This window comes from Streptomyces sp. NPDC058773, assembly GCF_042746015.1.
Classification (GTDB): Bacteria; Actinomycetota; Actinomycetes; order Streptomycetales; family Streptomycetaceae; genus Streptomyces.
Map to the genome: position 1 here is coordinate 145,487 of NZ_JBHYPE010000013.1, position 13,938 is coordinate 159,424.

The following is a 13,938-nucleotide window of genomic DNA, read 5'->3' on the forward strand; positions in this document are numbered from 1 at the left end:
CTGTTTGCGCCGTAAGCGCAGCCTGCTTACCGTGTCATCCATGTCGTTTACTGCGTACACATCACCGTCGTCGCCCTCCCCGCTGTCCCCGCCGTCGGCCGGGCGCCGGGAGTGGACCGCCCTGGCCGTCCTCCTCCTGCCCTGCCTCCTCGTCTCGATGGACGTCTCGGTGCTCTACTTCGCGGTGCCGTTCCTGACCGCCGAACTGGAGCCCAGCAGCGTCCAGCAACTGTGGATCCTGGACGTCTACGGCTTCGTCCTGGCCGGCTTGCTGATCACCATGGGTGCGCTGGGCGACCGCATCGGCCGCCGCCGGCTGCTGCTGTCCGGCGCCCTCCTCTTCGGCCTCGCCTCCGGCACCGCCGCCTACGCGCAGAGCGCCGAAATGCTCATCGCCGCACGGGCGTTGCTCGGCATCGGCGGGGCGACCCTGATGCCGTCCACGCTCGCGCTGATCCGCAACCTCTTCCACGACGCCAAGCAGCGCGGCAGGGCCGTCGCGATCTGGTCGTCGGCGATGATGGGCGGGATCGCGGTCGGCCCGGTGCTCAGCGGGGCGCTGCTGGAGCACTTCTGGTGGGGCTCGGTGTTCCTGATCAACGCCCCCGCGATGGTGCTGCTGCTGGTCTGCGGGCCGCTGCTGCTGCCGGAGTTCAAAAACCCGGCGGCCGGACGCTTCGACCTGCCCGGCTCCCTCCTGTCGCTGCTCGCGATGCTGCCGATGGTCTACGGCATCAAGGAAATCGCCCGCGACGGCCTCTCCGCGCTGCCCGTCGGCGCGCTCGCGACCGGCCTGCTGGCCGCCGCGGCCTTCGTCCACCGCCAGCGCACCGCCCGCCACCCGATGCTCGACCTGGAGCTGTTCCGCCACCGCGGGTTCAGCGTCTCGGTGCTGATGAACCTGCTGGCGATGTTCGCGGTCGTCGGCTGCGCGGTCTTCTTCACCCAATACCTGCAGTCCGTACGGGGGATGAGCCCCATGGAAGCGGCGCTGTGGAACCTGCTGCCGACCCTCGCGGTGGGTGGTATGGCGGCGGCGGCCACCGCCCTCGCCCAGAAGATGGACCGGGCGTACGTCATCGCCCTGGGGTTCACCCTCGCGGCCGGCGGCTTCGTCTGGCTGTCCTGGCTGGAGCCGGGCTCGGCCCTCTGGTACGTCCTGGTCGCCTCGTCGGTCTACGCCTCCGGCCTGGTGATGGTGATGTCCCTCGGCAACGAACTCGCCCTCGGCGTCGCCCCGCCGGAGCGCGCCGGCTCCGCGTCGGCGGTCCTGGAGTCCGGCACCGAACTGGGCGGCGCGCTGGGCATGGCCATCCTGGGCAGCATCGGCGGCGCGGTCTACCGCGGCCACATGGATGACGCGGTGCCCGCCGGGCTCCCGTCGGGGGCGGCCGACGCGGCTCGCGAAACCCTGGCCGGCGCGGCCGCGGTGGCCGGCCAACTCCCGGGCAGGGCAGGCGGAGCGCTGCTGGCCGCGGCACGGTCCGCATTCACCGACGGCCTTCAGGCGGCCGTCCTGGGCGCCGCGGGCGTGATGGCCTGTGCGGCGGTGCTGGCTCTGACGTTGCTGCGGGGGCTGCGCACCAAGGGAGCCGACGAGGACGCGGAGGCGCCGGGGGCGGCCGCACCGTCAGTCTCCGCCGCCCCCGCCGCGCCCGGACCGGTCAGCTGAAGTCGAACTCGCCGGTGCGGGTCCGCTTCAGCTCGAAGAACTTGTCGTATCCGGCGAGGAGGCGCACGCCGTCGAAGACCCGCACCGCGTCCTCGCCGCGCGGGATCGCCATCAGCACCGGGCCGAAGAACGCGACCCCGTCGATATGGATCGTCGGTGTGCCCACGTCCTCGCCGACCGGGTCCATGCCCGCGTGGTGGCTCTTGCGCAGCGCATCGTCGTACGCCTCGCTGCCGGCCGCGTCGGCCAGCCCGGCCGGCAGCCCGGCCTCGGCCAGCGCCTCCTCGATGACGGTGGCGGTGTCCTCGCGGCCGTCGCGGTGAATGCGGTTGCCGAGCGCGGTGTACAGATCGCGCAGCACGCCCTCGCCGTGCTCCTGGGCGGCGGCGATGCACACCCGCACCGGCCCCCAGCCCGCGTCCAGCAGGTCGCGGTACTTCTCGGGGAGGTCCGCGCGGCCCTCGTTGAGCACGGACAGGCTCATCACCCGGAAACGCAGGTCCAGGTCTCGGTGCTGCTCGACCTCCAGGATCCAGCGGGAGGAGATCCAGGCGAACGGGCAGATGGGGTCGAAGTAGAAGTCGACGGAGGGGCGGCTGCTCGGGTTGTTCATATGGCCGAGATTAGATCCCTGCCGGCCCTGCCGCCCGGTCCACCTCGCCCCGATGATCCTGGGCCACTTCGCCGCGGCGTGTGTGAGGCCCGGCCCGGCCTCCGCCCGACCCCGTGCGAGCGCCCGCACAGGTCACTCGGGCGCGACGCCCAGCATGCGCTGGAGCAGCTCCTTGAGCAGCGTGCGCTCGGCGACTGTCAGCTTGCCGAGGGGCTCGCGCGCGAAGTTGAGGGACGTCCGCAGCGCCGCGGCCGTGCGCGCCCCTTCGTCGGTCGGGGCGGCGAGCTTGACGCGGCGGTCGGCCGGGTCGGGGCGGCGCTCGACCAGGCCACGGGATTCGAGGCGGTCCACTATGCCGGTGATGTTGGACGGCTCGCACTTCAGGCGCTGGGCGACCTTCCGCATGGGCAGCGGCTCCAGGGAGAGCAGGCTGAGCACCCTGGCCTGCGCGCCGGTGAGGGAGTGCTCGGCGGCGGCCTGCTCGTACTCCTCGTAGTAGCGGGCGACGACGGTGCCGATCAGGTCGACGACCTCGACGGTCAGGGTGTCTGCGCGGGGGGTCATGCACACGAGGATACCCATTTGCTTGACAACATGAAATATCGAGGAGCATGATTGTTTCATCACCTGAAGCATTTGGAGGATCGCGCTTATGTCCGCACTGCCCACGACCAGCCGCGAATGGCACCTCGTCGCCCGCCCGCACGGCTGGCCCACCCCGGAGGACTTCGCGCTGCGCGAGGCCGCGGTGCCCGAGGTCGGCGAGGGCCAGATCCTCGTCCGCAACCAGCACTTCTCCGTCGACCCGTACATGCGCGGCCGCATGAACGACGTGAAGTCCTACGTCCCGCCCTTCCAGCTCGACCAGCCCATGGACGGCGGCGCGGTCGGCGAGGTCATCGCCTCGCGCGATGACTCCATAGCCGTCGGTGACCACGTCCTGCACGGCTCCGGCTGGCGGGAGTACGCGGTCCTGGACGCCAAGCGCGCCGCCAAGGTGGACCCGTCGCTGGCCCCGCTCACCGCCTACCTCGGCGTACTGGGCATGCCCGGCCTGACCGCGTACGCGGGCCTGCTGGAGGTGGCGTCCTTCAAGGAGGGCGACGCCGTCTTCGTGTCCGGCGCGGCCGGCGCGGTGGGCAGCGAGGTCGGCCAGATAGCCAGGCTCAAGGGCGCCTCCCGCGTCATCGGCTCGGCCGGCTCCGACGAGAAGGTCAAGCTCCTGGTGGAGGAGTACGGCTTCGACGCCGCCTTCAACTACAAGAACGGCGACGTCCACCAGCAGCTCAAGGAGGCCGCCCCGGACGGTATCGACGTCTACTTCGACAACGTCGGCGGTGACCACCTCGAAGCGGCCATCAGCGCCCTCAACGTCCATGGCCGTGCCGCCATTTGCGGCATGATCTCGATGTACAACGCCACGGAGCCGACCCCGGCGCCCCGCAACCTCGCCATGGTGATCGGCAAGCGCCTGCGCCTCCAGGGCCTGCTGGTCAGCGACCACGCGGCGCTGCAGCCGAAGTTCGTCGAAGAGGCCTCGGCCTGGATCCGCTCCGGCGAACTGAAGTACAGCGAAACCAAGGTGACCGGCATCGAGAACGGTGTCGAGGCCTTCCTGGGCCTGCTGCGCGGCGAGAACACGGGCAAGATGATCGTGAGCCTGGAGGGATGAACACGGAGGGCTGAGTGGTCAGGGGCTGGGTACCTTCTCCGGCCCCGGCCCCCTCTCACCCACCCACCCCCTCGACCCGCCCGTTAGGCTCTGGGCACGCCGTCGTGATCCGTGGGCGCGAGTCGCGGCGAATCACAGGAGGATCGGGTATGTCCATCCAGACCGTCGACGTCGTTTACACCGCCGTCGCCACCGCTGAGAACGGCCGTGACGGCCGTGTCGCCAGCGACGACGGCAAGCTCGACGTGGTCGTCAACCCGCCCAAGGAGCAGGGCGGCAGCGGCGCCGGCACCAACCCCGAGCAGCTCTTCGCGGCCGGTTACAGCGCCTGCTTCCAGAGTGCGCTCAGCGTCGTCGCCCGCCGGGAGAAGGCCGATGTCACCGGCTCCCGGGTGACCGCCAAGGTCGGCATCGGCAAGACCCCGGACGGCGGCTTCGGCCTCACGGCCGAGATCGCCGTCTCGATCCCGCAGGTCGACGCGGCCACCGCCCGGGACCTGGTGGCGAAGGCACACCAGGTGTGCCCGTACTCCCACGCCACCCGCGGCAACATCGAGGTCAAGCTGACCGTGGCCTGACCCACGGCGGCGCCGGATTCACCGGTGTGGCCGGTCTCGCCGGCGCCACCGGCCACACCGGCGCCATCGGCGTAACGAGTGGCACCGCGCCACCGCTGCTTCTCCCAGGGGCCGCATCCCGCTACGGGGTGCGGCCCCTGTGCTGTCCGCGAAGCGGGTGCGCCCTCCGGGTCCGTGCCTGTCGTGGGTCGGCAGACATGGACCAGGGGGACCTCTCCAGGGCTCTGCGCGGGGCACCCTCCCGAGCCTCCGTTTGCGACCGCGCTCCCGTCCCCATTTCATGCCTGCGCCGGTCAACTCGCGCTATTCTTGCGGCGCTTCACCGCGTTCCTCCCTACAGCTCCGTCGGCGTCAGGCCGGCGGGGGCCCTGGTCTCCGGGGCCTGTCCGGAGGAGCGAGGAGGAGCGATGGACGATCAGGACACGGAGCAGGAGAGCGACCGGTGGGCGCCGTCTGACAGATGGCAGGTGGTCATCGGGGTGCTCGGTCTGCTGGTGGCGATCGTCGCTTGTGCGGGGCAGTTCGCCCGGTAGGAGCCGGGAGCGGATGACTCCCACGGGGTCCGGACACGGCCGGTGCCCGCCGTCGAGTACGTGGCGGGACGGTCAACGGGGGAGTGCCCGGGCTCGGCGTGCCCCACGAACCGCCGTACCCGTCACCCCCCGTGCATCGCGCCCTCGCGCCACTCTCACCCCACCCCCCCCGTGTGACGCAGACCACTCCCACCCAGCCTTGACGCACCCCCCATGAAATCGATTTCGTAGCCCCACGCATTCCACGCGGAAACGATTACACAGTGATCGCGCGCCCCCGCCCCGCACGGCAGGGCTCGTATGGACGGACGGAACGGCAAGGGTGCCATGGCGAACATCAAGGATGTGGCGGAGCGGGCAGGGGTGTCCGTTGCCACGGTGTCGCGGGTTCTCAACGGGCGCAGCCCGGTCGCCGAGACCCGGGAGCGGGTGCTCGCCGCCGTACAGGAGCTGGGCTACCGCCCCAACAACGTCGCCCGCGCGCTGCGCACCGCGCGGACCGGTGCGCTCGGCCTGATCATCAGTGATCTCACCAACCCCTTCTTCACCGAGCTGGCCGACGCCGTCGAGGACGAGGCCCGCAGCCTCGGCTACAGCCTGGTCATCGGTAACGCCGGTGAGCGCCCCGAGCAGCAGGACGACTACATCCGCACCCTGCTCGACCGCCGGATCGACGGCCTGCTGGTCAGCTCGGCGGGCACGGGTTCGGCGATGCTCAGCGAGGTGGTGGCCTCCGGTACCCCGCTGGTGCTGCTGGACCGCACCGTGCCCGGCGTCGACGCCCCCTGTGTCCGTGCCGACGGCCGCGCCGCGCTCACCGAGCTCGCCGCGCACCTCGCCGCCCACGGCCGCCGCCGCCCCGCGATCATCGTCGCCCCGGCCGGTACCCCCACCGGCGACGAGCGCCTCAGGCTCTTCCGTACGGCGCTGGCCGGGTACGGCCTCACGCTGCCCGACGAGCGGGTCGGCGCCACCCTCGACCTCCAGCCCGCCGGCGGCCGCCAGGTGATGAGCGATTTCCTCGACCTCGTCGAGCCGCCGGACGCGGTGCTGGCCACCGACAACCTGATGGCGCTGGGCGCGATGGACGAACTCCGCGCCCGCGGGCTGCGGGTCCCCGACGATGTGGCGCTGGTGGTCTACGACGACGTGCCGTGGTTCGCGCACACCGATCCGCCGCTCACCGCCATCGCCCAGCCCACCCGCGAACTGGGCCGGGCCGCCGTCCACACCCTGCTGGCACGGATCGAGGACCGGCCCGTCGACTCGGTGCTGCTGCCCGCCCGGCTGGTCACCCGCCGCTCCTGCGGCGAGGTGCCCGCCCCCTGAGCCGGCCCGCCCGGTTGCCGGATCCGCACCCCGGACCCGGCTCCCCCGTCCGGGCGGGCCACCCCACCCCCCCCCACAGCCCATCCGCCTCGACTCCCACAGCCACCGCCCACCCAAGTCAGCCACCGCACAACCCACCGCACCACCCACCGAGGAAGAGAGGGGCAGCGCATGACCGGCGTCAACGACGACGTACCGGGCGGCCGCGAACTGCTGCGCGTGGAGGGGGTGACGAAGTCGTTCCCGGGCGTCCGCGCGCTCGACGGCGTGGATCTGAGCCTGCGCAGCGGTGAGGTGCATGTCCTGCTCGGCGAGAACGGCGCGGGCAAGAGCACCCTCATCAAGATGCTCTCCGGCGCCCACCGCCCCGACGGGGGCCGCCTCCTCGTGGACGGCGACGCGGTCGCCATCCGGTCGGCGCAGGACGCCGAACGGCTCGGCATCGCCACCATCCACCAGGAGTTCAACCTCGTCCCCGGGCTGACCGTCGCCGAGAACATCTTCCTGGGCCGGCAGCCGCGCACCCGGCTCGGGCTGGTCGACAGGAAGACGATGCGGACCCGGGCCGCCGAACTCCTGCGGCGCGTACGGCTCGACGTCTCCCCGAACACCCCGGTCTCCGAACTCGGCATCGCCCGCCTCCAGATGGTCGAGATCGCCAAGGCGCTCAGCCTGGACGCCCGGGTCCTGATCATGGACGAGCCGACCGCGGTGCTGACCTCCGAGGAGGTCGAGACGCTCTTCGAGATCGTCCGCGAACTGCGTGACGTCGGCGTCGGCATCATCTTCATCACCCACCACCTGGAGGAGATCGGCGCGCTCGGCGACCGGGTCACCGTCCTGCGGGACGGCCGCTCCGTCGCCGAGGTGCCGGCCTCGACGGACGAGGACGAGCTGATCCGCCTCATGGTGGGCCGGGACATCGCCGAGCAGTATCCGCGCCGCCGCCCCGACGCACCGGGCGCGCCCCTGCTGCGGGTCCGCGGGCTGACCCGCAACGGCACCGCGGCCGGCCCGGTCTTCGAGGGCATCGACTTCGAGGTGCGGGCCGGTGAGGTCGTGGGCCTGGCCGGTCTGGTCGGCGCGGGCCGTACCGAGGTGGTCCGGGCGGTCTTCGGCGTCGACCGCTATGACGCCGGCACCGTCGAGATCGACGGCGAGCAGCCGGCCCGCGGCGACGTCCGGGCCGCGATGCGCGCCGGGCTCGGCCTCGTGCCGGAGGACCGCAAGGGCCAGGGCCTGGTGCTGGACGCCTCGCTCCAGGACAACCTCACCCTCGCCCGGCTCGACCGCGACACCCGGGGCGGGCTGGTGGACCGGGGCGCGCAGCGGCGCGAAGCGGCCGCCGTGGCCGCGCAGTTGAAGGTCCGGATGAGCGGTCTGGCGCAGAGCGCCCGCACCCTCTCCGGCGGCAACCAGCAGAAGATCGTCATCGGCAAGTGGCTGCTGACGGACACCCGGCTGCTGATCCTCGACGAGCCGACGCGCGGTATCGACGTCGGCGCCAAGGTCGAGATCTACCAGCTGATCAACGAACTGACGGCGTCCGGCCGCGCGGTCCTGATGATCTCCAGCGATCTGCCCGAGGTCCTCGGGATGAGCGACCGGGTGCTGGTGATGTCGCAGGGCCGGCTGGCCGGTGAGCTGTCGGCCGAAGAGGCCACCCAGGACGCCGTGATGGAGCTGGCGCTCCAGACCCCCGGCTCGCCCGGGAGCACGAAGCACCACGACGAGAGCGCGATGGAGGGCTCCGATGTCCACTGAGGTCAAGACAGGAGCGGCCGCCGAGGCGGTGGGACGGGCGCCGGACCGGGACGGTTTCGGGCCGTGGTTCTCCCGGGCGGTCCTCAGGAACGGCCCGCTCGGCGGGCTGATCGCCCTGGTCGTCGTGATGGCGGCGCTGTCCGCGGACTTCCTCAACGGGCAGAACCTCCTGAACGTCGGCGTCCAGGCGTCGGTCACCGCGATCCTCGCCTTCGGTGTCACCTTCGTGATCGTCTCGGCCGGTATCGATCTGTCGGTCGGCTCGGTCGCCGCGCTCTCCGCCACCGTCGTGGCCTGGGCGGCCACCGTCCAGGGCCTGCCCGTCTGGGTGGCGGTGCCGCTCGGCCTGGCGGTCGGTGCGGGCGCCGGTCTGGTCTCCGGCGCGCTGGTCGCCTACGGCAAACTGCCCGCCTTCATCGCGACGCTGGCGATGCTCTCGGTCGGCCGCGGTCTGGCCCTGGTCATCTCCGGCGGCTCCCCGATCGCCTTCCCCGGCCCGGTCAGTGCGCTCGGCGACACCCTCGGCGGCTGGCTGCCGGTGCCGGTCCTCGTGATGATCGCGATGGGGCTGATCGCCGCGCTGGTCCTGGCCCGTACGTACGCCGGCCGGGCGATGTTCGCGATCGGCGGCAACGAGGAGGCGGCCCGGCTCTCCGGCATCGACGTCAAGCGCCGCAAGCTCGCGATCTACGCGCTGTCCGGGCTGTTCGCCGCGGTCGCCGGGACCGTGCTCGCCGCCCGGCTCACCTCCGCCCAGCCGCAGGCCGCCACCGGCTACGAACTGGACGCCATCGCGGCCGTCGTCATCGGCGGGGCCAGCCTCTCCGGTGGCTCCGGCAAGGCCTCCGGCACCCTGATCGGCGCGCTGATCCTCGCCGTGCTGCGCAACGGCCTCAACCTGCTGAGCGTCTCGGCGTTCTGGCAGCAGGTCGCCACCGGCCTGGTCATCGCGCTGGCGGTGCTCCTGGACACCCTGCGCCGCCGGAGCGCGCGATGACCGCCCGGCGGAACACCCGGATCACGGTGTCGCTGGCGGCCGGGCTGGCCGCGGCCGCCGGCCTGGGCCTGGCCGGCTGCGACCGCGGCGGCGACACCGACCTGGGGCTCGCGCTGTCCACGATGAACAACCCGTTCTTCGTCGGCATCAAGAAGGGCGCCCAGGCCGAGGCGGACGCCCGCGGACTGCACCTCAACATCACCGACGCGCAGAACGACCCGACCCAGCAGATCAACCAGATGGAGACGTTCACCAGCCAGAACGTCAAGGCGGCCATCATCAACCCGGTCGACTCCGACGCCGCCGTCCCGGCCGTCGGCGTCGCCAACCGGGCGAAGGTGCCGGTCATCTCCATCGACCGGGGCGTCAACGGCGGCACGGTCGGCTCGACCATCGCCTCCGACAACGTCGCGGGCGGCCGGCTCGCCGCGCAGACCCTGGCCCGAGCGCTCGGCGGCAAGGGCAAGGTGGCGTTCCTGGAGGGACAGCCCGGCACCTCCGCCGCCCGCGAGCGCGGCCGGGGCTTCGAGGAGGGCATCAGGAAGTACCCGGGCATCGAGGTCGTCGCCCGGCAGCCCGCGGACTTCGACCGCACCAAGGGCATGGACGTGATGACCAACATGCTCCAGGCGCACCGCGACATCGGCGGGGTGTTCGCCGCCAACGACGAGATGGCGCTGGGCGCGTCCAAGGCGCTCGGCGGCCGCTCCGGCAAGGACGTCAAGGTGGTGGCGTTCGACGGCACCCCGGACGGCGTCAAGGCGGTCCGCGGCGGCACCCTGACCGCCACCGTCGCCCAGCAGCCGGAACTGCTCGGCAAGCAGGCCGTGGACTGGGCGCTCAAGGCCTCCCGCGGCGAGAAGCTGCCGCGCTCGGTCCGGGTGCCGGTGGTGCTGGTGACCGCGGCGAACGCCGCGAAGTTCGACGGCTGAGCGCGCGGCCGTCCGGCCCGCCCGGCGCCCACCGGACAATGACAGGTGACCCGGCGGCCCGCCGCGCGACGGAGGACGATCCGGCGGCCGCCGCGCAACGACAGATGAGAAGAAGTGGGAGAGCGGTGCATGTATGACGTCCTGGTGGTCGGCTCGGCCAACGCGGATCTGACGGTACGGGTCGAGCGGCGGCCCGGCGCGGGCGAGACCGTGCCCGGTACGGACCTGGTCGAATCGGCCGGCGGGAAGGGCGCCAACCAGGCGGCCGCCGCGGCCCGCATCGGCGGGCGCACCGCACTGCTGGCGCGGGTCGGCGGCGACGCGTACGGGGAGCTGTTGCTCGGCGCCCAGCGGGCGGCGGGCACCGATGTCACCCCGGTCATCGTGGACGAGGCGGCCCGCACCGGCACCGCGATGATCATCGTCGACCCGGACGGCGACAACAGCATCGTGGTCTCGCCCGGCGCCAACGCCGCGCTCACCCCGCAGGACGTGGCCGCCGCGCGGCACACCGTCGCCGCCTCCGCCGTGGTCTCCCTGCAACTGGAGATCCCGATGGAGTCCGTACGAGCCGCCGCCGCGGCCGCCGAGGAGGCCGGCCGCCGCGTCGTGCTCAACCCCTCCCCGGCCCCCGCCGCGGCGCTGGCCCCCGAACTCCTCGCGGTCGCCGACCCGTTGGTGGTCAACGAGCACGAGGCACGGCAGCTCTCCGGACTGACCGACGGCAGCCCCGCCCAGTGGGCACAGGCCCTGCGCGACCAGGGTGCCCGCTCCGTCGTGGTCACCCTCGGCGGCGACGGCGCGCTCGTCCTGGACGCCGCCGGAGCCCAGCACGTCCCCGGCGTACGCGTCGAGGCCGTCGACACCACCGGCGCAGGCGACGCCTTCACCGGCGCCCTGGCGACCCGCCTCGCCCGCGGCGACGCCCTCCCCGAGGCGGCCCGCTTCGCCGTACGGGTCGGCGCCGCCGCCGTCACCAAGCCGGGCGCCCAGCCGTCCTACCCGACCCGGGCGGAGCTGGAGGCTCTGGCGCCGGAGGTGTCGGCGGAGTGAGGCGGGCGGCGCCCGGCCGCCGCCGTCGTCGGGCCCCCGTCGTCACCGCCCGTCCGGCTCCTTCGGCCCGTACAGCGCGTGGCCCGCGCCGGTCGTCAGCGCCCAGTAGCGGTCACCGTAGGACCAATGCCACCACTCGGTCGGGTAGTTGACCAGACCGGCAGCGGTCAGCGCGGCGTTGAGCACCCGGCGGTACGCGCGCGCGGCGGGCGGCAGATCCGGCGCCCCCGTGTAGCAGGCACCGTCGCTCTCCTCCGGGGAGGCATCGATCGGCGTGCCCATGTCGACGGGCTCCCCCTCGGCGGTGACGAGGGTGAGGTCGACCGCGCCGCCGGCGCTGTGCGGCGCGATCTCGGGCGGCGACACATAGCGGCTGGCGGCCCGGTGGCGGCGGTCGGCGTCCCAGCCGGGGTGGGCGGCGCGCAGTCCGTCGGCGTACTCCTCGAAGTAGCGGCGCTGGAGCCCCGGCGGCCGGTAGCCCTCGACGAACTGCAGCCGCAGCCCGTCCGGCAGCGCTTTCTGCGCCGCCAGCAGCCGTTGGAGCACGCCCTCCCGCAGCGGCGCGAAGGCGCCGAGCGTGTCGTGCGGGTTCTCGGCCACCAGCAGCGCGGGCGCCGCGGTCCGTACGTCCACGAGCGGCTCACCGCACTCCTTGACGGGGATCGCCGCCACGGCCGGGTCCGACATCAGCGTGATGTGGTCGCGGACATCGGCGAGCACCAGCTCCGCCCCGTCCCCCGGCACCGCCCCGGTCCACTCGGCGGCCGTCGCCACCCGCTCGCCCGAAGGCAGCCAGGCGCCGCTGAGGCCGCACCCCGCATCGGAACCGCCGGTCCCCGTCCCATTGGCGAGCAGCACCTGCAGCCCGTGGTCCCGCGCCTGCTGTGCGTACCGCGCCACGCGCTCCGCCGAGTCGTGGAAGGAGCTGGCGAGGTACACCCGGCAGCCGTCCGCCGCGGCCCGCGCCGCCACTTCGGGGAAGCTGTTGTCGAAGCAGGTGGCGAGCGCGAACCGGATGCCTCCCAGGGTGAACCGGCCCTCGGTGGTGCCCGGCGCGAAGACCGCGTTCTCCTCCCCGGACAGATGGATCTTGTCGTAGCGGGTGAGCAGCGCGCCGTCCGGACCGAGGACGAACGAGGAGATCGCCGAGCGGCAGCCGTCCCCGGCGGTGCGGCCCGGGGCGTTCACGACCGCGGCGGTCCCGGTCGCCCGGCAGGCCTCCCGTACGGGCGCCAGCCGGGACGGCCCGCTCACCGGGCGCCGGGCCGCCCACTTCAGAGACCCACCTCCAGGGCCTACCCCAGGGCGGCCTGCTTCCGGGCCGCCGCTTCCGACGCCCCCTCCGACGCCGCGACCGTCACCACCGCCCGCACCTGCCCGGTGATCGCGATCCGGTTCCGTACCAGCACCGGGTCGGTGACCCGGCCCTTCTCCGGGTCCGTGTTCCCGGGCCCGAACTCCAGCACCGGAGTGTGCAGATGGCCGCCCGGGATCGCCGGCCGTACCGCGTCCCTCAGCAGCGTGGCCCGGTAGGCGATCTCATTGGACAGATAGTCCCCGCCGCCCCCGGCACGGGCCGTGGAGCCCGGCGTCGGGCCGTCCGGACGGTCGACCGGCGCGCCGCCACCCGCCGGGATCTCGGTGACGGCGGTGTGGTCGACCACCGGATACGGCCCGGTGCCGGCCGCCACGATCCGCGCGTACGGCAGGCTGGTGGTCGTCCACTGCGGCTGCGGCCGCACGGTCGGCACCTCCGCGGGAATCGGCACGACCTCCGTCCGGGACTCCCGGACGTTGTCCGGATAGCCGCCCCGCCAGGCCCCGTTGGTCCGCTCGACATCGAACCGTCCGGGCCGCCCCTGACTGACCGTCGTGAACAGATCGGCCTGCCGCGGTCCGGGCCGGAAGTGCGGCAGCAGGGTGCGCTCCACCGTGCCCGCCGCGAAGTCGGCCCACCGGACGGGGAACACCGCGGTCTCGATCCGGGCCGGCTTGCCGGAGGCGGTACGCACCGTCGTCCCGTCCAGCGCGAGCGCCGCCGCCCCCGACGGATTGCTCCGCCGGGCGTCGGCGTCCAGCTGGAACGGGTCGAAGCCGGTCACCACGACCCGCAGGACCTCCTTACCGGCGGGCAGCGCGATCGAGTCCTGCCCGCGCGACCCCCGCTCCAGCGACCCGAGCAGGGCCCGGCGCCGGGCCTCGGTCAGCCCGAACTCCGGCTTCCACTGCCGTAGTTCCTTCGTCATCCCGAGCCGCGCCCAGTACAGCGGACGGTCGTCGTCCCGGCTCAGATCGCCCCCGCCGGGCCCGCGGCCCTGCGCCCGGTCCACGGCCCGCCGCCACAGCGCCCGGGCCTCGTCCGCGACATACCTTCTGGCCTCCGGATAGCTCGTCACCCGCGCCAGCCCGCGCGCGAACTCCCGCTCCCATACGTCGAACCCACTGCGCCGCAGAATCTCCTGCGGCGCCGCCTGCGCCAGCCGCCCCTCCTCCACCGTGCCGGCCGCCACGGTTGCCGCGGCGGCCGGAGCCGCCAGGGACAGCGGGACGACGGCCACCAGCGCGACACCGAGCGCGCCCATCCTGGTACGTATGCGTGTCATGGGGCGAGTAAAGCGGTGCGTACGTGGCCGCGGTAGAGGTACGGGCTCTGCCGTGGCCCGGTGAGCGGGCAACGGGCCCGCGTGGCCAACGGAGCTTCTGGGCGGACGAGTTCCGTCCCACGGTGGCGTTTCGGCGCCGGGGCTCCGCGCCAACGGGACAGCTGAAGCCACGCGTTCCGGGCCGCGGTGTCG

The 13,938-nt window shown here is 73.1% G+C and carries 11 protein-coding genes and 1 pseudogene; 8 read left to right on the forward strand and 4 right to left on the reverse strand.

Annotated elements, in window-relative coordinates:
- The first annotated feature begins 40 nt into the window (after window positions 1-40).
- The gene (locus ACFW5B_RS14765) at window positions 41-1,672 is read left to right on the forward strand and encodes an MFS transporter (RefSeq protein ID WP_386438639.1); all 1,632 of its coding nucleotides are present in this window, start codon (window positions 41-43) and stop codon (window positions 1,670-1,672) included.
- Here the strand turns inward: ACFW5B_RS14765 and ACFW5B_RS14770 are convergent.
- Together ACFW5B_RS14770 and ACFW5B_RS14775 are read right to left on the reverse strand one after the other, a co-directional pair.
- Window positions 1,665-2,285: a disulfide bond formation protein DsbA gene (locus ACFW5B_RS14770; RefSeq protein WP_386438642.1), complete on the reverse strand. Its 621-nt coding sequence runs from the start codon at window positions 2,283-2,285 to the stop codon at window positions 1,665-1,667. The genes ACFW5B_RS14765 and ACFW5B_RS14770 overlap by 8 nt on opposite strands.
- A 132-nt stretch (window positions 2,286-2,417) precedes the next feature.
- The gene (locus ACFW5B_RS14775; protein ID WP_386438645.1) at window positions 2,418-2,849 is read right to left on the reverse strand and encodes a MarR family winged helix-turn-helix transcriptional regulator; all 432 of its coding nucleotides are present in this window, start codon (window positions 2,847-2,849) and stop codon (window positions 2,418-2,420) included.
- Between the two features lie 88 nt (window positions 2,850-2,937).
- On the opposite strand from ACFW5B_RS14775, the gene ACFW5B_RS14780 reads away from it, so the two are divergent.
- From ACFW5B_RS14780 to ACFW5B_RS14810, 7 genes and pseudogenes are all read left to right on the forward strand, one after another.
- Window positions 2,938-3,957, forward strand: a complete 1,020-nt coding sequence (locus ACFW5B_RS14780; protein ID WP_386438648.1) for an NADP-dependent oxidoreductase — start codon at window positions 2,938-2,940, stop codon at window positions 3,955-3,957.
- Window positions 3,958-4,106: 149 nt separating this feature from the next.
- Window positions 4,107-4,535: an organic hydroperoxide resistance protein gene (locus tag ACFW5B_RS14785; protein ID WP_386438651.1), complete on the forward strand. Its 429-nt coding sequence runs from the start codon at window positions 4,107-4,109 to the stop codon at window positions 4,533-4,535.
- A gap of 407 nt (window positions 4,536-4,942) precedes the next feature.
- Complete coding sequence (locus tag ACFW5B_RS14790; protein ID WP_386438654.1) at window positions 4,943-5,068, forward strand: hypothetical protein; 126 nt, start codon at window positions 4,943-4,945, stop codon at window positions 5,066-5,068.
- Between the two features lie 327 nt (window positions 5,069-5,395).
- Window positions 5,396-6,397, forward strand: coding sequence for a LacI family DNA-binding transcriptional regulator (locus tag ACFW5B_RS14795; RefSeq protein WP_386438657.1), 1,002 nt, complete (start codon window positions 5,396-5,398; stop codon window positions 6,395-6,397).
- A gap of 171 nt (window positions 6,398-6,568) precedes the next feature.
- Complete coding sequence (locus tag ACFW5B_RS14800; protein WP_386438660.1) at window positions 6,569-8,161, forward strand: sugar ABC transporter ATP-binding protein; 1,593 nt, start codon at window positions 6,569-6,571, stop codon at window positions 8,159-8,161.
- Window positions 8,151-10,090 (forward strand): annotated as a pseudogene (locus ACFW5B_RS14805) (substrate-binding domain-containing protein). Before ACFW5B_RS14800 ends, ACFW5B_RS14805 begins: the two are co-directional and overlap by 11 nt.
- 129 nt (window positions 10,091-10,219) lie before the next feature.
- On the forward strand, window positions 10,220-11,143 hold the full coding sequence (locus tag ACFW5B_RS14810) for a ribokinase (protein ID WP_386438664.1): 924 nt from the start codon (window positions 10,220-10,222) through the stop codon (window positions 11,141-11,143).
- A gap of 42 nt (window positions 11,144-11,185) precedes the next feature.
- Here the strand turns inward: ACFW5B_RS14810 and ACFW5B_RS14815 are convergent, their stop codons facing one another.
- Together ACFW5B_RS14815 and ACFW5B_RS14820 are read right to left on the reverse strand one after the other, a co-directional pair.
- Window positions 11,186-12,397 carry a M15 family metallopeptidase gene (locus ACFW5B_RS14815; RefSeq protein ID WP_386438667.1) on the reverse strand — a complete coding sequence of 404 codons (1,212 nt, stop codon included), beginning with the start codon at window positions 12,395-12,397 and terminating at the stop codon, window positions 11,186-11,188.
- A 41-nt stretch (window positions 12,398-12,438) separates the two neighbouring features.
- Entirely contained in the window at window positions 12,439-13,746 is a 1,308-nt protein-coding gene (locus tag ACFW5B_RS14820) for a pyroglutamyl peptidase (protein WP_386438670.1), read from the reverse strand.
- Between the last annotated feature and the right edge of the window lie 192 nt (window positions 13,747-13,938).

Excerpts from the sequence above, each read along its gene's own strand:
- ACFW5B_RS14765 (WP_386438639.1), top strand. The coding sequence starts at position 41 with ATGTCGTTTACTGCGTACACATCACCGTCGTCGCCCTCCCCGCTGTCC.
- ACFW5B_RS14770 (WP_386438642.1), bottom strand. The coding sequence starts at position 2,285 with ATGAACAACCCGAGCAGCCGCCCCTCCGTCGACTTCTACTTCGACCCC.
- ACFW5B_RS14775 (WP_386438645.1), bottom strand. The coding sequence starts at position 2,849 with ATGACCCCCCGCGCAGACACCCTGACCGTCGAGGTCGTCGACCTGATC.
- ACFW5B_RS14780 (WP_386438648.1), top strand. The coding sequence starts at position 2,938 with ATGTCCGCACTGCCCACGACCAGCCGCGAATGGCACCTCGTCGCCCGC.
- ACFW5B_RS14785 (WP_386438651.1), top strand. The coding sequence starts at position 4,107 with ATGTCCATCCAGACCGTCGACGTCGTTTACACCGCCGTCGCCACCGCT.
- ACFW5B_RS14790 (WP_386438654.1), top strand. The coding sequence starts at position 4,943 with ATGGACGATCAGGACACGGAGCAGGAGAGCGACCGGTGGGCGCCGTCT.
- ACFW5B_RS14795 (WP_386438657.1), top strand. The coding sequence starts at position 5,396 with ATGGCGAACATCAAGGATGTGGCGGAGCGGGCAGGGGTGTCCGTTGCC.
- ACFW5B_RS14800 (WP_386438660.1), top strand. The coding sequence starts at position 6,569 with ATGACCGGCGTCAACGACGACGTACCGGGCGGCCGCGAACTGCTGCGC.
- ACFW5B_RS14810 (WP_386438664.1), top strand. The coding sequence starts at position 10,220 with ATGTATGACGTCCTGGTGGTCGGCTCGGCCAACGCGGATCTGACGGTA.
- ACFW5B_RS14820 (WP_386438670.1), bottom strand. The coding sequence starts at position 13,746 with ATGACACGCATACGTACCAGGATGGGCGCGCTCGGTGTCGCGCTGGTG.